This window comes from Chitinimonas violaceus (assembly GCF_052601015.1).
The window spans coordinates 33,037-55,691 of sequence record NZ_JBQXDJ010000023.1 but is presented as its reverse complement, the minus strand read 5'-3'; the positions used below and the strand labels follow the sequence as shown (position 1 = coordinate 55,691).

20 protein-coding genes and 1 pseudogene are annotated in these 22,655 nt (G+C 54.0%); 12 read left to right on the top strand and 9 right to left on the bottom strand.

The genetic code is table 11. The features are described from left to right. Window positions 1-110 (top strand): annotated as a pseudogene (locus ACUHMQ_RS10205) (IS5/IS1182 family transposase); the annotation flags it as partial. Between the two features lie 14 nt (window positions 111-124). Here the strand turns inward: ACUHMQ_RS10205 and ACUHMQ_RS10200 are convergent. Both ACUHMQ_RS10200 and ACUHMQ_RS10195 read right to left on the bottom strand, forming a co-directional pair. Next, window positions 125-751 (bottom strand): L-threonylcarbamoyladenylate synthase, encoded by a 627-nt coding sequence (locus ACUHMQ_RS10200; protein WP_445295358.1) that lies wholly within the window; start codon window positions 749-751, stop codon window positions 125-127. 76 nt (window positions 752-827) lie between these two features. Continuing rightward, window positions 828-1,685 (bottom strand): 3',5'-nucleoside bisphosphate phosphatase, encoded by an 858-nt coding sequence (locus ACUHMQ_RS10195; RefSeq protein ID WP_445295357.1) that lies wholly within the window; start codon window positions 1,683-1,685, stop codon window positions 828-830. A gap of 240 nt (window positions 1,686-1,925) precedes the next feature. On the opposite strand from ACUHMQ_RS10195, the gene ACUHMQ_RS10190 reads away from it, so the two are divergent. Beyond that, window positions 1,926-3,167, top strand: a complete 1,242-nt coding sequence (locus ACUHMQ_RS10190) for a cyanophycinase (RefSeq protein ID WP_445295356.1) — start codon at window positions 1,926-1,928, stop codon at window positions 3,165-3,167. A gap of 101 nt (window positions 3,168-3,268) precedes the next feature. Here ACUHMQ_RS10190 and ACUHMQ_RS10185 read toward each other — a convergent pair whose 3' ends face one another. The 6 genes from ACUHMQ_RS10185 to ACUHMQ_RS10160 form a co-directional block, all read right to left on the bottom strand. Continuing rightward, on the bottom strand, window positions 3,269-4,642 hold the full coding sequence (locus tag ACUHMQ_RS10185) for a phosphohexomutase domain-containing protein (RefSeq protein WP_445295355.1): 1,374 nt from the start codon (window positions 4,640-4,642) through the stop codon (window positions 3,269-3,271). Window positions 4,643-4,802: 160 nt separating this feature from the next. Then, a complete protein-coding gene (locus tag ACUHMQ_RS10180; RefSeq protein WP_445295360.1) occupies window positions 4,803-6,203 on the bottom strand; it encodes a mannose-1-phosphate guanylyltransferase/mannose-6-phosphate isomerase in 1,401 nt (466 codons plus the stop codon). Window positions 6,204-6,399: 196 nt separating this feature from the next. Continuing rightward, a complete protein-coding gene (gene greB / locus ACUHMQ_RS10175) occupies window positions 6,400-6,891 on the bottom strand; it encodes a transcription elongation factor GreB (RefSeq protein ID WP_445295359.1) in 492 nt (163 codons plus the stop codon). A gap of 80 nt (window positions 6,892-6,971) precedes the next feature. After that, window positions 6,972-8,411, bottom strand: a complete 1,440-nt coding sequence (locus ACUHMQ_RS10170; protein WP_445295354.1) for a pseudouridine synthase — start codon at window positions 8,409-8,411, stop codon at window positions 6,972-6,974. A 72-nt stretch (window positions 8,412-8,483) separates the two neighbouring features. Continuing rightward, window positions 8,484-9,914, bottom strand: a complete 1,431-nt coding sequence (locus tag ACUHMQ_RS10165) for an aminotransferase-like domain-containing protein (RefSeq protein ID WP_445295353.1) — start codon at window positions 9,912-9,914, stop codon at window positions 8,484-8,486. Window positions 9,915-10,608: 694 nt separating this feature from the next. Continuing rightward, a complete protein-coding gene (locus ACUHMQ_RS10160) occupies window positions 10,609-11,352 on the bottom strand; it encodes a metallophosphoesterase family protein (RefSeq protein WP_445295352.1) in 744 nt (247 codons plus the stop codon). 86 nt (window positions 11,353-11,438) lie between these two features. Here ACUHMQ_RS10160 and ACUHMQ_RS10155 point away from each other — a divergent pair, with 86 nt between their 5' ends. The 10 genes from ACUHMQ_RS10155 to ACUHMQ_RS10110 all read left to right on the top strand — a co-directional run bounded on the left by ACUHMQ_RS10155 (window position 11,439) and on the right by ACUHMQ_RS10110 (window position 21,426). Next, complete coding sequence (locus ACUHMQ_RS10155) at window positions 11,439-11,981, top strand: M15 family metallopeptidase (protein WP_445295351.1); 543 nt, start codon at window positions 11,439-11,441, stop codon at window positions 11,979-11,981. Window positions 11,982-11,984: 3 nt separating this feature from the next. Further along, the gene (locus tag ACUHMQ_RS10150; protein ID WP_445295350.1) at window positions 11,985-12,629 is read left to right on the top strand and encodes a histidine phosphatase family protein; all 645 of its coding nucleotides are present in this window, start codon (window positions 11,985-11,987) and stop codon (window positions 12,627-12,629) included. A gap of 20 nt (window positions 12,630-12,649) precedes the next feature. Further along, window positions 12,650-14,014, top strand: coding sequence for a DNA repair protein RadA (radA, locus tag ACUHMQ_RS10145; protein ID WP_445295349.1), 1,365 nt, complete (start codon window positions 12,650-12,652; stop codon window positions 14,012-14,014). 118 nt (window positions 14,015-14,132) lie between these two features. Next, window positions 14,133-14,462, top strand: coding sequence for a thioredoxin TrxA (gene trxA / locus ACUHMQ_RS10140; RefSeq protein WP_445295348.1), 330 nt, complete (start codon window positions 14,133-14,135; stop codon window positions 14,460-14,462). A gap of 235 nt (window positions 14,463-14,697) precedes the next feature. Then, window positions 14,698-15,948, top strand: coding sequence for a transcription termination factor Rho (gene rho, locus ACUHMQ_RS10135; protein ID WP_445295347.1), 1,251 nt, complete (start codon window positions 14,698-14,700; stop codon window positions 15,946-15,948). A gap of 357 nt (window positions 15,949-16,305) precedes the next feature. After that, window positions 16,306-16,566, top strand: coding sequence for a type B 50S ribosomal protein L31 (locus ACUHMQ_RS10130; RefSeq protein WP_445295346.1), 261 nt, complete (start codon window positions 16,306-16,308; stop codon window positions 16,564-16,566). Window positions 16,567-16,686: 120 nt separating this feature from the next. Further along, entirely contained in the window at window positions 16,687-18,333 is a 1,647-nt protein-coding gene (locus ACUHMQ_RS10125; RefSeq protein WP_445295345.1) for an ArnT family glycosyltransferase, read from the top strand. 82 nt (window positions 18,334-18,415) lie between these two features. After that, window positions 18,416-18,796: a hypothetical protein gene (locus tag ACUHMQ_RS10120; RefSeq protein ID WP_445295344.1), complete on the top strand. Its 381-nt coding sequence runs from the start codon at window positions 18,416-18,418 to the stop codon at window positions 18,794-18,796. A 124-nt stretch (window positions 18,797-18,920) separates the two neighbouring features. After that, a complete protein-coding gene (locus tag ACUHMQ_RS10115) occupies window positions 18,921-20,120 on the top strand; it encodes a TolC family protein (RefSeq protein WP_445295343.1) in 1,200 nt (399 codons plus the stop codon). Between the two features lie 19 nt (window positions 20,121-20,139). Beyond that, the gene (locus ACUHMQ_RS10110; protein ID WP_445295342.1) at window positions 20,140-21,426 is read left to right on the top strand and encodes a multicopper oxidase family protein; all 1,287 of its coding nucleotides are present in this window, start codon (window positions 20,140-20,142) and stop codon (window positions 21,424-21,426) included. A gap of 300 nt (window positions 21,427-21,726) precedes the next feature. Here ACUHMQ_RS10110 and ACUHMQ_RS10105 read toward each other — a convergent pair whose 3' ends face one another. Further along, window positions 21,727-22,590, bottom strand: coding sequence for an isochorismatase family protein (locus tag ACUHMQ_RS10105; protein WP_445295341.1), 864 nt, complete (start codon window positions 22,588-22,590; stop codon window positions 21,727-21,729). Window positions 22,591-22,655: the final 65 nt, after the last annotated feature.

The window sequence follows — 22,655 nt, the reverse complement described above, 5'->3', positions numbered from 1 at the left end:
TTGCGAGGCTGAAGCATTACCGTGCAGTGGCGTTCCGGTTCGACAAACTGAAACGGAACTATGAAAGCATGGCTGCCATGGCCTGTGGGTTTCTATGGCTACCTATGTGAAACGTCAACAGACCCTAACTCAAACCAAACACCGAAGGATCACCCGCTCCTAGGCGAATCAGTTCAGGATCATCATCCGTCAGATCAATCACCGTAGTCACCGCCGTACCACAATGCCCTGCATCCAGCACAGCATCGACTTCATGTTCCAATCGCTCGCTGATTTCCCAGCCTTCCGTAGGAGGCCAAGCCTCACCTGGCAGCAACAAGCTCGAAGAAAGAAGCGGCTCCCCCAATTCGTCCAACAGCGCACGGGCCACCGCATTGACAGGAACTCTCAAACCAATGGTTGAACGCTTTGCATGCATGACCCGGCGCGGAACTTCGCGTGTAGCCTGCAAAATGACTGTGTAAGCCCCAGGCATTGCACTCTTCAAATAGCGGTACTGACGATTGTCAACTTTGGCATAGGTGGCCAATTCCGACAAATCACGGCAGAGCAAGGTAAAGTGATGGGCATCATCCACCTGACGAATACGACGGATACGTTCCATCGCCGCCTTGTCCCCAAGTTGACATCCCAGCGCAAAGCACGACTCAGTCGGGTAAACAATTACACCGCCAGAACGGATGATTTCGACCGCCTGCTTGATAGTACGCGGCTGAGGATTATCGGGATGAATAGGAAGATAGTAGGCCATAGCAACTTTAATTGTGCAGTGCAGCGCACGCAGGTTCAAGCTGATTTAACCCTGCCAAGCGAGGAATTCGCTGGACTCAAATCGTATTCAGAGCGCTATCTGCTACCCAGCGTTGCCACACTGGTGTCGGGCCAATCGGCATATCCGGCAAAATACCCGGTTCACGCGCGCCCTCTCCGGTTGCGTGGTAGTCCGAACCAGCAGAAGCCAGCAAACCATTTTTCTCAGCCAGTTGGGCATAACGCTCGAAGTCGATGGGATTATGGCTACCCGACACGACTTCTATGCCTTCGCCACCTGCTGCTTTGAATTCTTCAATCAGTTCACCCATGGTCTGTCGACCAAACTCATATCGTCCTGGATGAGCAATGACAGCCACGCCTCCCGCAGCACATATCCAACTGACTGCATCTGCCAAACTAGCCCATTGATGCGAAACATAGCCGGGCTTGCCACGCGCCAGATAACGCTTGAAAACACCTTTCATATCTTTTGCGAGCCCACGCTCAATCAAGTGTCTCGCAAAATGAGCACGCCCTATCATTTCCGGGCTATCGGCAAATTTCCGGGCTCCCTCCAATACACCTGGTACGCCAATAGCTGCCAATTCTGCATCCATACGCACGGCTCTGGCATCGCGACCATGCCGTACACTGGCGAGACCAGCCAACAAAACAGGATGGGTAGGGTCAATACCCAAACCGATGATATGCAGCGTGTGTTTACGCCAAGTGACAGAAACCTCTACGCCAGGCAGAAAACGCATACCAAGCTTGCTTGCCTCATCTGCGGCATCAGCCAACCCGCGCACATCGTCGTGGTCGGTCAGTGCAAATAACTTGCAACCGCGAGCATGCGCACGCGCCACCACTTCACGGGGTGGCAACATACCGTCAGATATATTTGAATGGGCGTGCAGATCAATGGGCAACATGGCGACTCCTTCAACGGCCGAGTTTATCAGAGCATGCTGCTCCTACCAGTTTAGTTGTACTGTCGTTTGTTATCGTCACCCCCACGACGAGTGAACAAGTAGATAGTAAATCCGCTCCCAGCATTAGCTAAAATCTACTGATAACCCACTGTGATCTGACTTACTGATCCCCGTCAACGAGACCGAAAGCACCTGCTAAAAGCAGCTTATCGGTACTTCTTGCATAACTAGGAAATAAGCATGGCTTCAATTCAACGTTGGCTTGCTACTCCCATAGTGCTCGTCCCCACATTGCTGACTCCGACGATGGCTCAACATGCCGAAGGCTCGCTCGTGATGATTGGCGGTGCATTACGTTACGACAATACCGAGATATGGCAACGGGTAGTGAATCTGGCGGGGGGGCATGGCGCAAAAATCGCGGTCTTCGGCACTGCATCTGACAATCCGACCCGCACGGCCAACAGCGCCATTTCGGCTTTAAACAAAGCGGGCGCAGATGCTTTCTTTGTGCCAATAGGCTTACGGCAAATGGATGTCGACTACAAGGCAGAAGTGCATAACCCGCGCTTGGTCAAACAAATCATGGAAGCCAAAGGCGTCTATTTCACCGGCGGTGATCAGCTGCGCATCGTCCAGGCACTCTATAACGACAAAGGCCTGAATACCCCTGTCCTGGATGCTATCTGGTCTGTATATCGCAAAGGCGGTGTGATTGCCGGCACATCAGCCGGGGCCGCCATCATGTCAACCAGTATGTTTGGTGACCCGAAAGACCCTCTGACAATGCTGAAAAATGGCATGTACGAAGGTAAAGAAACCGCACGTGGGCTTGGTTTTATCGGGCCTGATATCTTTGTGGACCAGCATCTACTGATACGAGGCCGATTTGCCCGCATGTTCCAGATCATGCACATGTGGGGTTACCAACAAGGTATCGGCATCGACGAAAACACTGCAGTAGTTGTACATGGCAAAGAGGCGGAAGTGATTGGCTACAGGGGTGCGCTGGTAGTGGACTTAAGCGAGTCAAGCAGCGATAACAAGCTACCAGCCTTCAATATCCGCAATGTCAAACTCAGTTACCTGGACCACGGCGATCGATATAACTTCGGCAGCAAGGCCCTCACTCCCTCCGCAGCCAAAATAAACGAACCTAAAATAGACCCCAACGACGCCCACTACAAGCCCTACCACAAGATACCCAATTTTGCGCCAAACATTCTAGGCAACAGCACCGTGGTAGATGTGATGAGCAACCTCATTGATAGCGTGCAACAAGAAACCATTGGCCTAGCATTTGGCGACCCACAAGGCGAAAAACCGGAGCTTGGGTTCGAATTCCGATTCCGAAAAGGTAGGGACAGCATGGGCTGGTATGCTGGCAGCGCTGCAGGAGAAGACTATACGGTGGCAAACATCTATGTCGACGTGACGCCTGTACGTCTCAACCACCCGCTCTATCGCCCCTATCAGCCATGATCCAGCTCAATGTCTTGGTGCGCTTCGGCATCACTTTACCGAGGCTTTCGAGTAGCACGTAAGCCCTGATCACAGCTGTGCAGTAAGATCTGAACAGGTTCTTATTCGCTACCGCCCAATAGCTTTAAGATTTCTTCCGTCTTCTGCTGCATCAAAGGAATGTCACCTCTGGATTCCACATTCAACCGCACAACCGGCTCGGTATTGGAAGAGCGCAGGTTGAACCGCCAATCTGCGAACGACAGACTGATGCCATCCGTACGGTCAATCTCCAAAGCATCAGGCGCATAGTGCGCCTCAACACGGGCTATAGCGGCAGCCGCATCCTCGAGACGCCGGTTGATTTCCCCGGAGGAGGGGAAACGTGCAATACGCTCGCTGACCATGCTTGATAAAGGCTGCTGCTTGGTCGACAACAGCTGCGCTACCAATAACCATGGAATCATGCCGCTATCACAGTAGGCAAAGTCACGGAAGTAGTGGTGCGCACTCATCTCACCGCCATAGGCCGCATCCTCCAGTCGCATACGTTCCTTGATGAATGCGTGGCCAGTCTTGCAAAGCACCGGCGTACCGCCAGCTGTCCCGACCACTTCAACCGTATTCCAGGTTAGACGGGGGTCATGGATGATTTTCTGCCCTGGCTTGTTTTGTAGAAACGCCTCAGCCAGCAGACCCACAATGTAGTAGCCCTCAATAAATTCGCCGCGCTCATCAAACAGGAAGCAACGATCAAAATCTCCATCCCAGGCAATACCCATATCCGCACCATGCTTACGCACAGCTTCCGCTGTATCGGCCCGGTTTTCAGGCAACAGTGGATTCGGAATGCCATTCGGGAAATGACCGTTTGGTTCGTGGTGTACCTTGATAAATTGGATCGGTACATTACGGCGACTGAATTCAGCCTCGATCTGGTCAATAACGTGACCGGCAGCCCCATTTCCGGCATTGACGACCAGACGCAACGGCCGCAACTTGGCTGAGTCGATGTAAGTAAGCAGATGCGTTACATAGTCGGCAAGGATAGTCTGCCGTTGCAGCATGCCACGCCGTTCGCTTGCCGGGAACACAGCCGACTCCGCCAAGGCTCGTATAGCCAGTAAGCCGGTATCACCACTGATTGGCTGCGCTCCGCGCCGGACCAGTTTCATGCCGTTGTAGTCCATTGGGTTATGGCTGGCCGTCACCTCGATACCACCATCTACGTCCAGATGAAAAGCTGCGAAATAGACTTCCTCAGTACCCGTCATCCCGATATCGATCACATCGACACCGGCATCCATCAAACCATTGGCCAATGCTTGTTTCAGCGACTCACTGCTTAAACGCACATCACAACCCAGCACGACACGCTTGGGTTGCAGATGCGCCGCATAAGCACGCCCAATACGATAGGCAATCTCTTCATTGAGTTCGTCGCCAAGACGGCCACGGATATCGTAAGCCTTAAAACAATTGAGGGAACGGGTCATAGCAGATCAGATAAGTAAGAAATTGTGGGTAGGCCAACCGCCCACATCAGAACCTATTCACGATCTTGCTGCACAGCTGTAATCAGGGCTCATGTGCTGCTCTGCACCCTGCTGCTCGCAACAGATCTTGAACAAGTTCTCGGATGAATAAGCGATTGGATCAACGCCGGCCGTAAGTGTCTTCAAAGCGGACGATATCGTCTTCGCCCAGATAAGCACCCGACTGCACTTCGATCAATTCCAGCATCAGCTTGCCGGGGTTTTCCAGACGATGGGTTGTACCCAAAGGAATGTAGGTGGATTGGTTTTCCGTCAAAAGACTGACGTTATCGCCACAAGTCACCTTGGCAGTACCACGCACGACGATCCAATGCTCAGCACGGTGGTAGTGCATCTGCAATGACAAAGCTGCACCAGGCTTCACCTCGATACGTTTGACCTGGAAACGGCCGCCAGCATCAATCCCTTCATAACTGCCCCAAGGACGATAAACCTTGCGATGCGTATCGCACTCACTACGGCCACTGGACTGTAAACTCTCTACGATCTTTTTGACCGATTGGGCTTTGTCCTTGTGCGCGACCAACACGGCATCGGCTGTCTCGACAATTACCAGGTCCTGCACCCCGACCGCGGCCACCAAGCGGTTGCTGGCATGCACCAGGCAATCATGGCTGTCTTGTACAACCACATCGCCTATCAATGCATTACTGTTGGCATCCTTTGGCAGAATATCAGCCAATGCAGACCAGGATCCGATATCGCTCCAGCCAATGTCCGCCGCAACCACAACACCTAGTTGGGTGTGCTCCATAACCGCGTAATCAATTGAATCACTGGGGCATGCTTCAAAGGCTGCCTTATCCAGACGCGTAAAGTCCAGATCCCGCTCCGCACCGGCAACAGCCGCTTCAACTTTCTCAAACATTGCAGGCTGCAAACGTTTCAATTCAGCAAGGAAAGCTTCTGCCCGGAACAGGAACATCCCGCTGTTCCAATAATGCCCTCCCTCATCCAGCATGGACTGTGCGCGTGCTGTGTCCGGCTTCTCGATAAAACGTTGAATAGCATACAGACCGCCGGTGGTTGCTTCCCCACGCTGGATATAGCCATACCCGGTGTGAGGAGAATCCGGCACGATACCGAATGTAACCAGCTTGCCAGCTTGAGCAGCTGGAAGCGCTTGTTCGATACACGTGTGAAATACATCAGGACGTTGAATGCCGTGGTCACTTGCTAGCACCAACAAAACCGCATCTGGATTTGATTGCAATGCCAGCATTGCCCCCACCGCTATGGCCGGTGCCGTATTACGGGCTACCGGTTCCAATACTATATGCGTCGGTTTAACCCCAATGGTTCGGCATTGCTCAGCGACCATAAAGCGATGATCCGCATTCGTCACAACAATCGGCTGGCTTGCATTGGCTGGAATCCGCGCCAAGGTCTGCTGCAATAAAGAATCTGCTCCCGTCAAAGCAAGAAACTGCTTGGGGTAAGTACTGCGAGACAAGGGCCATAACCTTGAACCACTGCCACCACAAAGAACCAAGGGAACCACGGATATCAAGATTTCCTCCAACTTATTCTCGTTTGGGGGGAGAGGAGATGTTGCAGCAACCGGCTTGTAATCGCTTGACCGGACTTTCTCGCTCTAGCTCGCGAGACTTTGGACTGCTTCTTTATAGGGAACTTGTAGCATGGAATAGGTTTACTTCACGTCACAAAAGTAAAATCAACTAGCAAGGTGAGGTGATTTAACCCAAATCAACATACATCACCGCCAAAATCTCGATCTCCTCTTCACCACCCGGTCCACGCAGCACAATCACATCACCTTCCCGCGCCTTCAACAGACATCGCGCCAATGGCGAAATCCAACTGATATGGCCTTTGTCGAGGTCTAGTTCGTCGACGCCAACAATGCTTACTGTCTGCTCTTCGCCATTGCCACGCAGCACCGTTACCGTAGCAGAGAAAAAGACCTGATCCGTGGCTTCCCGCAATACCGGGTCGACGACCTCTGCGTTTTCCATACGCTTTGTCAGAAAGCGGATACGACGATCTATCTCTCGCAAACGTTTCTTGCCATAGATGTAATCGCCATTTTCCGACCGATCACCATTGCCTGCCGCCCAGTTGATCATTTGCGTCAATGCCGGCCGCTCCTTGGTGACCAGATTATGCAACTCCTCCCGCATGCGTTCCCATCCGCCAGGCGTCATGTAGTTCTTGGTCGATTTTGGCAGCTGCAGGTGTTCCGGCAATGCCTCATCGTCATCGCCGTCATTCTCACGGGTAAAAGCCTTGTTCATGATCTGGCTTCAGTTCAACGATCAGGCGTACGGCCAGCCATATTCAAGCCCGCCCACTTCAGCACAGCCAGTACTTCACGTTCATCCAACTCATAGTATTGACCACGCTTGAGGCGGGAGGGCAAAGTCAGCATACCGAAACGAACCCGCATCAGCCGGGAAACCGTCAGTTCAAAGTGCTCGAACATCCGTCGCACTTCACGGTTCCGGCCTTCCTTTAAGATGACACGGTACCAGTGGTTGGTCCCCTCGCCACCGTGGTCCTGCATCGCCTGGAAGCTGGCCATGCCGTCTTCCAACTCGATACCATCCAGCATCTGCTGGCGTTGTGCTTCTGTCAGGCTACCCAGCACCCGTACTGCGTATTCCCGCTCCACTTCAAAGCTTGGGTGCATCATCCGATTGGCGAGGTCACCCGAAGTCGTGAAAATCAGCAAACCCGATGTATTGAAGTCCAAACGCCCCACGGCTACCCAGGCTGAAGATTGCACTTTGGGCAAACGATCGAACACCGTGGTACGTCCTTCCGGATCATCACGGCTGACCAACTCACCTTCCTGCTTGTGATACATCACAATGCGTGGAAGACGATCCGGCCATTTAATATCGATCTGCTTGCCATCAAAACGAACCTGATCACCCGGTTTGACACGTGAGCCCGGTTCCGCAAGTTTGCCATTAATGGATACACGACCATGGGTCACCCACTCGTCACAATCACGCCGCGATCCCACGCCGGATAAAGCCAACGCTTTCTGGATACGTAGCTCACCAATGTACTTGGTCTCCACACGCTTTTCGCGCAATTGCTGGGCATCGGCCTCCTGCTTTTCACTGCCACGCCGTACGCGCAGCTTCTTGGCGCGCTCAACAACTGGGGCGGTAGGTACTGAATTCGCCTTACGCATCTCACGGCGGGCATTGGCATCCAGATGCTGATTCTGGACCGGTCGAGCAGCCTGCTCGTCGCCCCGCTCAAGCTTATCTGCACCGTAACGTTTACGCTGCCGGTCTTCCACACTGCTGAATGCACGTCCCTGCATAGAATGTTGCTCAAACTGGCGCTTACGGCCATCAGCGGCAGATGTATCACCAGGCTGTCGAGTACGTCCCTCTCCGCGAGTAGAACCTGCCTGGCCACTACGGGGACCACGCGAACTCACGCGCTCCTGGCCCCGGGTGCCTGTTGTATCCGCTACTGGGCTACGCCGTGTATCGCGACTGGGCTCCCCGCGCCCTTCTTGCGCCGTACTACGAGGACCACGCGAAGCCATCGAAGCACCTTGGCTCCGACTACGCCGACCTTCATCAATTGGCTGACCGCGCGCATCACCACGACCCGTACCGCCAGCTGCGTTGGAATGAGAACGAACTCGGCCGCTATCGCGCGAGCCGGCGGAGGAACCAGCATAATCAGTAGGGGACTTCGGGGTGGGTTTACGAGGCGGGGCCATGATAAGAAAACTCCAATGACAAACGGCGGTGCGGGCACCGCCGTTGCCGAAAATTGATTCAGATAAACATGATTATAGCGCTTTGACGGGCTCCCCAGCCGATGCACGTGCCAACCAGTCCCAAACCCTTGTGTCATCCATATGTGCCACATTGAAACGTAGCCATGTCGTTGTCTCACCGCGCGGGCAGAACAGCGCACCCGGCGCTAACATCAAACCTTCTCCGACCGCCGCTTCGGCAAGTGGTGCAGAGTCGGTAATACCGGGCAGGCAGGCATAGCAGAACATGCCCCCCGTCGGCTGGGCCCATAACTTGAAACCCATGGCTTCCAGCCGAGGCAATACCATGTCGGTTGCCTGCTTCAGGCGATTCTTCACCCTTTCCATATGCTTGCGATATGCGCCCTCAGTGAGCATGGCATGCATCACTCTCTCCGAGACTTCTGGCGTCGATAACGAAGTGAGCAACTTCAGATCGCAAAGATCCTGCGCGCGGCGAGGGTCCGCAACGATATAACCCACCCTCAGGTTGGCGGAAAGCGTCTTGGAAAAACTGCCGATGTAGATCACCCGATTGAGCTGATCGAGTGCGGCAAGCCGCTCTCCCGGGCCAGTTTGAAAGTCACTGAAGATATCGTCTTCGACGATGGTCAGGTCATATTTCTCGGCCAGCTGTAGAATCCGGAAAGCATTGGCACGATTGAGGCTAGTACCCGTGGGGTTATGTAACACGCTATTGGTAATGAACAGCTTGGGTTTATGCTCGATCAACAACTGCTCCAGCACCACCACATCGGGGCCATTAGGCGTACGCGGCACCCCCAGTAAATGCGCACCATGCAACTTCTGGTTGGCGAAAAGATTAAAGAAGCCCGGCTCATCAACCAGTACCGTGTCCCCTTCATCAACCAGATAGCGGGCTATCAAATCCAGCGCCTGCATTGCGCCAGCCGTCAGCACAATCTGCTCGGGCTGCGCTTCGATCTCCAATTCAGCTAAACGCACACAAAGCTGCTGCCTTAGCGGCCGATAGCCAAAGGGTTCGCCATACGAGGTCAACCGGGAATTCGGCCGGCGGGTCAGATCCCGTAAGGCTTTTTCCAATTCCGCCTGTGGCATCCAATCGGGCGGCAACCAGCCACAACCAGGTCGCAGCAGGCTGGTATCCGATGTCAGAGCATCATGCCGCAACAACCACAGGCTATCCATGCAACGCCGCAATGGGGGCTCACGGCGTGGCGACAAATGCGAGCTGGCCTCCATACGCGACGCGACAAAAAAACCCGCCCCACGACGCGACTGAACATAACCCAGCGCAACCAATCTGTCGTAAGCCTCGACCACAGTAAATTTAGATACGCGGTAATCGGCAGCGAAACGCCGGATGGATGGCAAGCGGCTGCCTGAACGCAAACTCTTGTCGCCAATTCGGGTGATGAACTGTTCAACGATCTGTTCAACCAACGGACGCGCAACTGCGTGATCGACACTTAGGGGAGTCATGACAGGCTTCTAAAGTTATATCAACAGGATGTTTCGGTCCGGACAAACTCTTTTACAGCACGCTACCGCCACCAACGCTTAGAACCTGTCTAAAGTCTGCTGTGCGTCAGCAATACGGCGTTGAAAACACCCTCTAAATGCTCATTTACCATGGGTAAACTCCGCTTTCTCGGCTGTTTTCACCTTGTCTTGTTCTAGCTCGCGAGACTTTAAGACAGGTTCTTAGAAGCTTAACGTGATACATGATTTGGTAAATTGTCCGAACTGTCTGTTGATTGTCTGCGTTGTCAGACACAACAGCAAGACAGTTGGTCGGCTGAACTGGTAGCTGACTGTGCCAACACAGACTTTTCAGGAAAAATCTCAGACTAGATGAGCCTTGCCGATCAGAAGTAGAAGCGATGCTGGAAGCATCATCTACAAAGGGTAAATAGTTACCTGGGGCACCCAAAGTGAAATGAGGCGTGCTTATGCACGAAGGAATTGAACAAGTAATTTAGAACCAGTTCACGATCTGTAACGAGCAGCCATCAGCAGGGTGAAACGCAGCGCAGAAACCAGAATGTACTTGAAGTACATAAGGCTGCGAACTTCTTGGCGTGTCGCGCCGTAGCAGTACGGCGTCCCCTTGGGGAGCTTTCGAGCAGCACATGAGCCCTGATCATGGCTGCGCAGTAAGATTTTGTACGGGGCTCTACCCTCCCCTTTCCAATCGCTGTGCCAACCCTTCCGGCAAACCTGCCATACGCATAGCCCCAACCGCGGTATCTACATCATAGGGAACACGCCGATAGGTCAATACTTGCAAGTCGGTATCGAACAAAGCATAGGCTGCGTCCGGATTACCATCTCGAGGCTGCCCCAATGACCCTGGTATCGCCAGCCAGCGCATAGGGCCATCCAAGGAAAATGGTTGATCCGGCAAGGGCAAAGCGTGGCTTGACTTGCCTAAGGTAGATACGCTGTATAAAGCAGGGTCATGGGTATGACCGCAGAAAATGAATTTATGAGGCACCACCGACAATGCATAAGCCGCATCGGCAGCATTGAGCACATAGTCCCAGTCTTCCGGCAGCCAAGGATTGGCATGTGAGAAATAGCAGCCCGCCAATTCAGCAGTCATCGGGAGGCCTTTAAGGAACTTGATCTGGTTTGCATTGAGCCTTGGCTTGGTCCAATCAATCACGGCCTGCGCATCAGGCCGCATCCTTTGATTCAGAATGCCAACTGCCGAGGCATCATGATTGCCCAATACCGCGATAGCGCCTTTTTCCACAAAGCGCATCACCTTGTCGACTACCCATTCGGGCTCGGCACCGTATCCGACATAATCGCCAAGAAAAATATATCGGCCCGGGTTATAGGAAGCCGCATCTTCAAGACATGCAGTCAGTGCAGGGCGATTGGCATGAAGGTCCGTCATCAGGGCAAGCAACATGGCAGTGACTTTCGATTCGATACACTTTCAGCATAGTGCCTACGACGCCTACACTGTCGGTTTCTACGCCTCTCGGTTGACCTCGCATGTCGGACTACACCACCCGCATCGCCGCACTGCATGCAACTTTGGGCATTCCTGCAGGACATCCTCAGTTACAAGCCCTGCCACTTTGCCAGGAAGCACCACTGCTGGTGCCGCTTGGCCTGGATGCCTTTGGTCGAGACCAATTCGCCGAGCCGGCTACCGCTGCAGCCTGGCGGATCATGCAGGCTGCTGCATCGGCAGATGGTGTTGTGCTGCAACTCGCATCCGCCTTTCGCAGTGTCGATTATCAGGTTGGCCTGATCCAACGCAAATTGGCGCAAGGCCAAACCATTGACACTATTCTGCAAGTCAGCGCAGCACCCGGCCATAGCGAACACCACACCGGCCGTGCTTTGGACGTCACCACACCCAACAGTGAGGCATTGGAGGAAAGCTTTGAAAATACGCCGGCCTTTGCCTGGCTGGTACTGCACGCACAACGGTTCGGTTTTCACCTGAGTTACCCTCGCGACAACCCTACAGGCATCGTCTACGAACCTTGGCACTGGTGTTACGCACCATTGGCCACAACCACAGTCTGAACCATGCCCAATACACAACTTTGGCTGATTCGCCATGGCGAAACAGCCTGGAATGCGGAACGCCGCTTCCAAGGCCACACCGATATTCCTCTTAACGCCAATGGCGCCTGGCAAGCAAAGAAGCTGGCAGAACGCCTGATACACCAACACAGCCAACAAGCGTTTGTCGCACTCTATAGCAGCGACCTATGCCGTGCCCGCCGTACTGCTGAGCCGACTGGTCTTGCCATCAAGTTACCCATGCGGCTTGATGCCCGCCTGCGGGAAAGACACTACGGCGTGCTTTCGACGCTGACACCAGAAGAAATGGCACAGGAACATCCCGAAACCTACCGCCGTTGGCAACAGCGCGATCCGGCTTACGTCTTGCCACAAGGAGAAAGCCTGATTCAGTTCAATCAACGTGTACTTGGTGCACTTGGCACTATCGCGCGCGAACATGCTGGCAAGGCTGTCATCATCGTTGCGCATGGTGGCGTCCTTGATTGCGCATATCGAGCCGCTCACGGCATGGCCTTATCCGAGCCACGCAAGTACCCCTTACACAACGCCAGCATCAACCGGATGCGATTTACGGCAAACCAATTTCATATCGAGCAATGGGGCGATATTGCACATTTAGACGTCGAAGCGCTCGATGAATTATGAAGTCGGGATCGTAAACGCTTATGGCCAAAACTAAGACTGTTTATACCTGCTCTGAATGCGGGGGCGTCAATCCCAAGTGGCAGGGGCAGTGCCCGCATTGCAATGCCTGGAACACGCTGACAGAAACCATCGCAGCTGAACCAAAATCCGCCAACAGCCGCTTTCACTCACTTGCAGCAGGCGGCGGCGTACAGTCACTCACCGATGTTGAAACTGCGGAAGCGCCCCGTATCCACACCGGCAGTGAAGAGCTCGACCGTGTGCTTGGTGGTGGACTCGTGAAGGGCGCTGTCGTATTGATTGGCGGTGACCCCGGCATCGGCAAATCCACGCTGCTTTTACAAGCGCTTTGCCATTTGGGCCAAGAACAACGGGTGTTGTATGTCTCCGGCGAGGAGTCTGCCCAGCAGATCGCGTTGCGAGCCCGCCGCTTGGCGCTGGAAGCGGGCCCCGTACGACTGTTGGCCGAAATCAATATGGAGACGATTCTTGCGACTTTAACCCATGAAAAGCCACAGATTGCCGTAATCGACTCCATCCAGACGGTTTACAGCGAACAGTTGCAATCAGCACCGGGCTCTGTCGCCCAGGTGCGAGAATGTTCAGCCCAATTGACACGGTACGCAAAAACCACCGGTACCACCATCCTGTTGGTGGGCCACGTGACCAAAGATGGTGCACTAGCCGGCCCACGTGTTCTGGAGCATATCGTCGATGCGGTGTTGTATTTCGAAGGAGACACCCATTCAAGCTTTCGGTTGATCCGCGCCCAAAAGAACCGTTTTGGCGCCGTCAATGAACTTGGTGTATTCGCGATGACCGACAAGGGCTTACGCGGCGTCACCAACCCTTCCGCTTTGTTCCTCAGCCAGCATGCCGAACCCGTTCCTGGTGCCTGTGTATTGGTTACCCAGGAAGGCACGCGCCCCCTGTTGGTCGAAATTCAGGCGCTGGTCGATGAGGCTCATGCTCCCAACCCCAAACGGCTGGCTGTGGGTTTGGAACAGAACCGCCTTTCCTTGTTATTGGCGGTGTTGCATCGCCACGCCGGTGTGGCTTGTTTCGACCAGGATGTCTTTGTGAATGCAGTTGGTGGCGTACGGATTGCCGAGCCGGCAGCCGACCTTGCCGTTTTGCTGGCCATTGTGTCTTCTTTACGCAGCAGAGCGTTGCCGGAAAAGCTGGTGGTCTTCGGCGAAGTCGGGCTCGCAGGCGAAGTGCGACCAGTACAACGAGGGCAGGAACGGCTGAAGGAGGCAGCAAAACTAGGCTTCACCAGTGCCATCATTCCCAAAGCCAACGCACCAAAGCAACCCATCGCAGGTATGCAAATCACCGCAGTGGAGCGGCTCGACCAGGCTGTGGCAGCCATGCGTGGCGAGTGAACTATCGAGCCAATCTAAACATTCAATCGCCAGATGCATTCCGGTTGAACGCATGATCGGTTACGATTCAATCTGTGTAGCCGGCAATACCGGCGCGTTCTAGATCATTGGAGAAATTATGAGCAACGAGCTGATTCACCACGTAAGCGATGCCAGCTTCGAAAACGATGTACTGAAGGCCGATGGCCCAGTGCTGGTAGATTACTGGGCTGAATGGTGCGGACCTTGCAAGATGATCGCGCCCATTCTGGATGAAGTAGCCAGCGAATACAGCGGCAAGCTGAAAGTCTGCAAGCTGAACATCGATCATAACGAAGCAACCCCGCCCAAATTCGGCATCCGCGGCATTCCAACCTTGATGATCTTCAAGGGTGGCGCAGTGGCTGCAACCAAGGTTGGCGCACTCAGCAAGTCCCAATTGATGAGCTTTATCGACAGCAATTTGTAGGCCGATAGCACCTCACCGGCCAAAAACCGCGTGCCTGCTTTACGACAGACATGCGGTTTTCTTTTTTTGTTCGTTGACAGCTTGCAAAGGCGCATCTAAGCTCCCTGCATATCTGTTCTAGAGAATTGCCGTAGTATTCGTTCCGGCAATTAGGTCGGCGCCCTGCCGCATCATCCATCTAAGTACCCCTACATTTAACAACTCCCTCCACCCAGACTGGAAAGTCTATCCGCACATGCATTTGTCCGACCTAAAGCACAAGCACGTATCCGAGTTGGTCGACATGGCCACAGATATTGACGGTGCAAACCGGATGCGCAAACAAGACCTGATTTTTGCTTTATTGAAAAGTCAGGCCAAAAAAGGCGAAAGTATTTACGGCGACGGCACGATGGAAGTGCTGCCCGACGGCTTTGGTTTTTTGCGCAGTCCCGATACCAGCTACCTTGCAGGCCCTGACGACATCTACGTCTCGCCTTCACAGATCCGCCGCTTCAATCTGCACACCGGTGACACGGTAGAAGGCGAGATCCGTACACCCAAGGATGGCGAACGCTACTTTGCCCTGGTCAAGGTAGATAAGGTCAACGGTGAACCGCCCGAAGCCGCCAAGAACAAGATTCTGTTCGAAAACCTGACCCCCCTGTTTCCAACCAAGCGTTTACAACTGGAACGGGATATCAAGTCCGAACAAAACATTACCGGACGTATCATCGACCTAGTCGCCCCCATCGGCAAAGGTCAGCGCGGCCTCCTGGTAGCGCCGCCCAAGTCCGGTAAGACGGTGATGCTGCAGAATATCGCCCATGCCATCACTGCCAATCACCCTGATGTGGTGCTGATTGTGCTGCTGATCGATGAGCGGCCCGAGGAGGTCACCGAGATGAGCCGCAATGTACGCGGTGAAGTCGTGGCATCCACCTTCGATGAGCCGGCAACGCGTCACGTACAGGTCGCCGAGATGGTGATCGAAAAAGCGAAGCGTCTGGTCGAACACAAGAAGGACGTGGTCGTTCTGCTCGATTCGATCACTCGTCTGGCCCGCGCCTACAATACCGTGATCCCGGCATCGGGCAAGGTATTAACCGGTGGTGTGGATGCCAATGCACTACAAAAACCCAAACGCTTCTTCGGTGCAGCCCGCAATATCGAAGAAGGTGGTTCGCTGACCATCATCGCCACCGCCTTGATCGATACTGGCAGCCGTATGGATGATGTGATCTACGAAGAATTCAAGGGTACAGGCAATATGGAAATCCATCTCGACCGCCGCATGGCCGAGAAACGGATTTACCCTGCCATCAACGTCAACCGTTCAGGCACGCGCCGCGAAGAGCTATTGATTCCCCCAGAACAGCTGCAGAAAATCTGGGTGTTGCGCAAACTGCTCTACCCAATGGACGAGCTGGAAGCGATGGAATTTCTGTTCGACAAGATCAAACAGACCAAGACCAATAACGACTTCTTCGATTCGATGCGTCGTTAACATCTTGTTCTGGTTAAAGAAGACCGGCCGCACCCAGGCCGGTTTTTCTTTGGACTAAGAACTTGCTTACGATCTTACTGCGCAGCCGTGATCGGGGCTTGTGCGCTGTTCTGTGCCCCGCTGACAGTTGCTCTTGACAGATCTGAACAAATGCCAAGAACCTCCTCAAAATCTCGCCTGCCAGAACAAGACAAGGCAAAAGCAAGTGAGGAGGCTAACGCGCAGCAGACTTTAAAGAGGCTCTAAAACACAGAATCTCTTGCCCAATCAAAGCGTTCTCACGCATAATCGCGAACTTTTCTACGTAAGACGGGCGCTGCACAACCCAGGCCCACCTTTAGCTAAGGGACCCCCGAAATGAAAGCTGGCATTCACCCCGAATACAACGAAGTCATCTTCTTTGACGCAAGCGTTGACTTCAAATTCCTGACCCGCACCACAATGAAGGCCCGTGGTTCCGAAACCATGAAGTGGACTGATGGCAAGGATTACCCGGTTGTGCGTCTGGACGTATCGTCCGAATCACACCCCTTCTACACCGGTAAGCAAAAGATCGTCGATACCGCTGGCCGTATCGAAAAGTTCAAGAACAAGTTCTCGATGTACGGCAAGAAGTAATTCCTGCTTACCAAGAAAAAGGCAGCCAAGGCTGCCTTTTTTGTTTCCCCGGGAAACCAAGCTTCGTTGCCCGAGCCTATGCCCTGTTAGACTTCAAGCACCATCCAGCCGCTCGCGCCAATGCTCACCTACACCCCGCCAAACGAACAAGACCTACCTCAGGCTACAGAAAAACCATGGCTGTTGTTATTACTCTGCCTGGCTTGGCTATTACCTGGACTGCTTCGCCTGGAACCACTCAAGCCCGACGAGATTGTGATTTCCGATATCGTCCGTAACCTGCTGAGCGAAGGGAGCTGGAGCCTGCCCATGCTCGCCGGGGAGCCTTGGCTGGAACGCGCGCCACTGTTTTACTGGGCAGCTGCGGTATTCGCATGGGTTGGTCAGTGGCTTGGCCTTTCATTGCATGAAGGCGCTCGCCTAGCCACGGGTGGATTTATGGCGATGGCGCTTTGGGGTGTGGGCCTGACAGCACGGGAATTGGTCGGCCGTCGCCATGGGCGCAGCGGCGTACTCATACTAATTGGTTGTGTTGGTTTACTGATGCCGGGTCATGCACTCAATGGCGATATCGCCGTGTTATCCGCTTGGTGCTGGGGTATCTATGCCACAGCGTTGGCGCCCCGTCGACCCTCGATTGCAGGAGTCATACTGGGAATAGCGCTATCGGCCTGCGGCCTGAGCGGTAGCCTTGCTGAAGCAGCCTTACTGCTCGTCTTGGCGATCCTGCTTCCTATATTCAAAGCATGGCGCTTCCAACGCTATGGATTGACGCTATTGATTGCTCTGGCGCTGGCGATTCCATTGATTGCCAGCTGGGCACTGGCGCTATACCAAAATTCCCCGGCCGCTTTCACAAATTGGTACGACTGGTATTCATTGGGCTTTTTCGGCGGTTTTGCCTATGTCCGAGCCATGCACCCTTTCGGCTATTACCTGAAGTTATTGCCCTGGTTTGCCTGGCCCAGCTGGTTCCTTGCCGGTGCCACCTTATGGATGCAACGAGACCGGCTTAACCAGACCCAATTCCAGTTACCGTTGTTGGCCGGGTTTCTGACCTTGCTTTGCCTCTTCCTGTCCGATAGCGGCCGCAGCGGCTATGCGCTGTTGCTATTGCCACCGCTGGCGTTGATCGGTGCGGTGGGTTTGGATGTATTGCGCCGTGGTGCAGCTTCGTTCATCAACTGGTTTGGCATATTCACCTTTGGCCTGCTTGCCATATGCCTTTGGGTAATCTGGTCCGCCATGCACTTGGGCTACCCGGCCAGGCTTACCGTGCGAATCAACGAACTGGCGCCCAGCTTCCAGGCAGAGCTTTCGATTGCAGCCTTATTATTTGGTATCACGTTTACCCTGCTTTGGGTCTGGGCGGTTTCCCGAAGCCGACCCATGGGGCGACAAGCTGTGACTAACTGGGCAGCAGGCATTACGCTGTGTTGGGGGTTGGCTACCGCATTTGCCACTGATTGGGTCAATGCACGAACCAGTTATCGTGACTTTGCCCATAGCATTGCCAATCAGCTACCCACGGACAGCTGCATCAGCAGTGAGAACCTGCAAAGCAATCAGCGCGCGGCGCTTCACTACTACCTAGGCTTGCAGACCGACCGGCGCGAAGTGAATGTTGACACCAACTGTCGCTGGCTACTACGCCAGGGTGGTCGGGAATCATTGTCTGTACCAGAAGGTTGGCAGGAGGTCTGGCAAGGTGGGCGTCCGGGCGACCGCAATGAACGTTACTATTTGTACCGTAAGAACTCCGGTTAATTCAGAGAATGTAACAAGATATACCGGAACTCCTTTCTATCTGTGCTGGTCAGAGCTCCTACCCCTTGGTTAAACTTTATAGATGCCTTCTTTTATCGCGATTCTGTTGCGTTTGTTACCAGCACTTTGTATAGCGCTGCTGACGTTGCTGCCTGCCCAGGCAGTAACAATACGTAGTAGTACGCCCACCAATCTCAAAGAAGCCAACCAAGCCTGCCATACCAATGAAAGCAGTACGCCATCCAACAGTCAGAAATCCAAGGTCCATGCCAAGGCTGATTGCTGCAGTAGTGATAATCCGGACTGCATAGCCAAATGTGTCAGCCAAAACATCAAGCCCACCCCCTTGGGTTTGGCATTTGGCATCATCCCAAGCCGGCCCGGTTGCCAGACCCCATTGCTGGCCGAGAGCTTTGACAGCACCACACTTCCACAGCCGGAACGTCCTCCCCAATTGATCTGATCCCCAACCAGCACCTGTTCATGAGCTATCGTGATCAGGCTGGAAAAGCGTAGCCGTAGCATTTATTAGTGCTTTTGCGGCTCACCTTCGGCCATCTATACATGGCTGCTTTGGAGATTCGATCGTGACAATTTCCCGTTTTCCTATTCGATGGCTGATCGCGCTCAGCTTATCGACGGCCTTTGCCGAACCCATTCCATTCCCGTCGCTGGCCCGTTTTGACGCTGCGGCGCAAACCACCGTACAAAACCGGTTGGCTCAACCTTTTGATGCTGCCACAGCTGTAAGGCTGGCCTTGCTGCAACATCCAGAAGTCCGTAATACCCTCCTGGACCTTGGCACCACACCAAATGCACTGCTTGCTGCCGGCTGGCTGCACGAAGGCAAACTGGACCTGTGGCAGGAGCTGATCGGTAATCCATCCCAGTTGGATGACCGAACCAGTAAACTGGTGCAGAACCTGCTGCATCGCAGCCAAATCGTTCAAGAAGCATGGTACCGTGCCGCTGCCGCAGAGGCCTTACGCCCTGCCCTTACAGACCAACAGACTGCTACTGAGGCATTGATGGAGTTGGCTCGTAGCCGACGCGATGCAAGCAACCTCTCACGACTGGATGAGGCGACAGCATTGGCCGAAGTCGGCGATACCCGGCTGGAAGTGATGGAAGAACGCCAAACAGGCGAAATGGCTTTGCTTGATCTACGTCGTGAATTGGGCATAAATCCCGATACGCCATTAAAGCTGGCGCCATTACCCACCCCACCTGCTGGCATTCCCCGCTTCAAAGGACTGCTGGAACTCGCCAAACAGTACAACCTCCCGCTTCGCCACGTACTAAATACGCTTAGCCAAGATCGTAGCGTTAGTGAACAAAACACCTTGCGCCAGACTGTCCCCACCTTGCCCTTGTTCAGTGGCAAAAATGCTCTCGGTCATAAGGAAAATCAGCTCGGAACCCGTTTGGCAGCCGAAACCGATGTACACGAGCTGGCCAGCAAACTTACTGAGCTCGAAAGCAAGCTGGCTCTGGCACAGCAACGTTGGCAAGCCCTTGCGCAGGAGATACTTCCCCAACGACAAGCCGCCAGCACAGAAGCGCTTAAACACTACAACGGCATGCTTCGAGGCGTGGATGAACTGTTGAAATCACGAATGGCAGAGCTGGCAACCCAACAGCGGCTAATAATCGCCCAACGGGACTACTGGTTGGCTTGGCTGGCGCTCGAATCTTTGGTCGGGGGCAAACTGCCTACCCCGAACTACGAGCAACCCACTATCAAGTCCATCCCCAGCATCATTGAAGCCCCCACCAAGCACCATTGAGAGGGGAAAAGGAATAGCCATGCAAAGACGTACATTTCTCAGCAGCTTCGCAGGTTCTATGGCTGCCCTCTCCGCGCTGCCAGCTGCCCATGCAGCAGAACGCGTCGCCGTTAACACCCCTTCTGGCAAACCCTCGGGGATGGTTGCAAAGGAAGGTCACACACCGGTTGTCACACTCAATGGTCAGTCGCTGGATTGGACTGTGAAGGATGGGGTAAAGGAGTTTCGCCTGACTGCGGAACCCATAGAACAAGAGGTTGCGCCGGGCATGAAGGCGAAGTTCTGGGGCTATAACGGTGGCTCGCCGGGCCCAACCATCGAAGCTGTCGAAGGCGATAAGATCCGCATATTCGTTACCAACAAGCTGCCGGAACACACCACCATCCATTGGCATGGCTTACTGCTACCGAATGGCATGGATGGCGTAGGCGGGTTGAACCAACCACAGATTCCACCCGGCAAGACCTGCGTCTATGAGTTCACCCTCAGTAAATCCGGTACCTTCATGTATCACCCGCATGCCGATGAACAGGTACAAATGGCGCTGGGTATGATGGGATTGTTCATCGTTCACCCAAGAAACCCGAATGAACGACGGGTCGACCGTGACTACGCGTTCCTGCTGGCCGCCTACGACATTGAACCAGATACGATGACCGCGAAAACATCGACGATGACGGACTTCAATCTCTGGACCTTCAACTCCCGTACTTTTCCCGCTATCCAGACACTGGTGGCGCGTCAGGGCGAGCGGGTTCGGATTCGGGTGGGTAACCTCACAATGACCAACCACCCCATCCACCTGCATGGCCATACTTTCAAGGTGAGCGGTACTGATGGCGGCTGGATTCCCCCTGCAGCACAATGGCCTGAAGTAACCACCGATATTGCCGTTGGCCAGATGCGGGTGATCGAATTCATCGCCGATGCACCGGGAGACTGGGCATTTCACTGCCACAAGTCACATCACACCATGGGGCCGATGGGCCATAGTGGCCCCAATATGCTGGGCGTGGACCAGAAAAAGCTCTCTCATCATCTCGAACAGCTGCTACCGGGCAAGCACTATATGGCCATGGGCAGCACTGGTATGGCTGAAATGCAGAATATGGCATCCATGAACGAGATGATGCCTTTGCCTGCCAATACCCTGCCGATGATGACCGGGACCGGCCCCTACGGCCCCATTGAAATGGGTGGGATGTTTACGGTACTGAAAGTGCGGCCGGACTTGGCACATGGCGACTATCAAGACCCGAGGTGGTATAAACAGCCTAAAGGGAGCCAAGCCTGGATCATGGACTAATTACCTGCTCACGATCTTACTGCGCAGCTGTGATCAGGGCTTGTGTGCTGCTCGAAATCCTCATGTACCTAAGTACACTTCGGTTTCTGCGCTGCTCTGCGCCCTGCTGACAGCTGCTCTTGACAGGTCGTAAACGGGTTCTAATGGTCTTTCCATACCTGCTAGACACCGCGATATAGCGTTAAAAGCACCCCAACTCGCAAGACTTGGAACTGGTTATAAGCAGGAATATGACTAAAGTCTTGCGTAGGTTGATGCCAATCAAAAGGCTGGTTTGGAACCAGCCTTTTTATATTCAGATCATTGCATCAGCAACCGTACACCATACCCGCCACCCAGAACCTCCAACGAGAACAAGCGGTCGATATTTGGGTGCTTGCCTGGGTGTGTGCGAGCGTCTTCAGCATGTTCGCTATACAACCATTGTCCAAGCCGCGCGGCTTTAGGCGTGATCGCGCCATAGTCACGATAGAGGGCATGGTAAACCGCCAAAGAGCCTGTTTGGCCGGGACGGTTCTCGATCACAGCTTCAAGCTTGCCCTCGCGCCACAACTGCATGCCACCTAGACGATCAACACGCGGCAGACAAGCCAGCACTTCCGAGAATTTCAACGCTGGCGGCACTTGCAATAATTGCTTGCTCGCATCTCTGAATTGCGGTGCACGGCTATCGCGCATCCACTCGAAGAGCGCCATTTCACGCGTTATCACCTGCACACCTGCCGCCGCTACACGGGCTAAAGCCGCAGCCTTGTCTTCCTGGCTGCGGGAACCCACGGCATCCGCCACCACGAAGACCTCTTTTCCTACGGCTTTAAGGTCCAATGCTGTTTGCAACACACAAACATGTGCTTCGATCCCGCAGATCACAACCTGTTGGCGAACCTCAAGCAGCGTACCCTTCAAACAATCAGCTGCGACACAGGAGAAAACTGTCTTCCCGACGACAACGTGGTTGGCTGCCGCATCCGTAAGAAGAGGCAAAGTATGGCCCAGTCCTTGGGGATATTGCTCCGACACCACGATGGGCACACCATTCATACGGGCGGCATCCACCAACCACTTCATCGATGCCACCAATCGCGGCGCTTCGACAATGGAAGCAATCAGCTTTTCCTGCACATCCACAACCAGCAGCGTGCAATTATCAGCCTGCATCAGCATGGCTATCCTCTCGTTGTTTTGCGATGTAGCCAATCCTACCGTGCACAAGCGCCACACCAAAACAA

Coding starts and splice junctions, on each gene's coding strand:
- ACUHMQ_RS10150 (WP_445295350.1), top strand. CDS start 11,985: ATGCCCAATACACAACTTTGGCTGATTCGCCATGGCGAAACAGCCTGG.
- ACUHMQ_RS10110 (WP_445295342.1), top strand. CDS start 20,140: ATGCAAAGACGTACATTTCTCAGCAGCTTCGCAGGTTCTATGGCTGCC.
- ACUHMQ_RS10170 (WP_445295354.1), bottom strand. CDS start 8,411: ATGGCCCCGCCTCGTAAACCCACCCCGAAGTCCCCTACTGATTATGCT.
- ACUHMQ_RS10105 (WP_445295341.1), bottom strand. CDS start 22,590: ATGCTGATGCAGGCTGATAATTGCACGCTGCTGGTTGTGGATGTGCAG.
- ACUHMQ_RS10165 (WP_445295353.1), bottom strand. CDS start 9,914: ATGACTCCCCTAAGTGTCGATCACGCAGTTGCGCGTCCGTTGGTTGAA.
- ACUHMQ_RS10185 (WP_445295355.1), bottom strand. CDS start 4,642: ATGACCCGTTCCCTCAATTGTTTTAAGGCTTACGATATCCGTGGCCGT.
- ACUHMQ_RS10130 (WP_445295346.1), top strand. CDS start 16,306: ATGAAAGCTGGCATTCACCCCGAATACAACGAAGTCATCTTCTTTGAC.
- ACUHMQ_RS10160 (WP_445295352.1), bottom strand. CDS start 11,352: ATGTTGCTTGCCCTGATGACGGACCTTCATGCCAATCGCCCTGCACTG.
- ACUHMQ_RS10200 (WP_445295358.1), bottom strand. CDS start 751: ATGGCCTACTATCTTCCTATTCATCCCGATAATCCTCAGCCGCGTACT.
- ACUHMQ_RS10190 (WP_445295356.1), top strand. CDS start 1,926: ATGGCTTCAATTCAACGTTGGCTTGCTACTCCCATAGTGCTCGTCCCC.
- ACUHMQ_RS10195 (WP_445295357.1), bottom strand. CDS start 1,685: ATGTTGCCCATTGATCTGCACGCCCATTCAAATATATCTGACGGTATG.
- radA (WP_445295349.1), top strand. CDS start 12,650: ATGGCCAAAACTAAGACTGTTTATACCTGCTCTGAATGCGGGGGCGTC.
- ACUHMQ_RS10120 (WP_445295344.1), top strand. CDS start 18,416: ATGCCTTCTTTTATCGCGATTCTGTTGCGTTTGTTACCAGCACTTTGT.
- rho (WP_445295347.1), top strand. CDS start 14,698: ATGCATTTGTCCGACCTAAAGCACAAGCACGTATCCGAGTTGGTCGAC.
- ACUHMQ_RS10125 (WP_445295345.1), top strand. CDS start 16,687: ATGCTCACCTACACCCCGCCAAACGAACAAGACCTACCTCAGGCTACA.
- trxA (WP_445295348.1), top strand. CDS start 14,133: ATGAGCAACGAGCTGATTCACCACGTAAGCGATGCCAGCTTCGAAAAC.
- ACUHMQ_RS10155 (WP_445295351.1), top strand. CDS start 11,439: ATGTCGGACTACACCACCCGCATCGCCGCACTGCATGCAACTTTGGGC.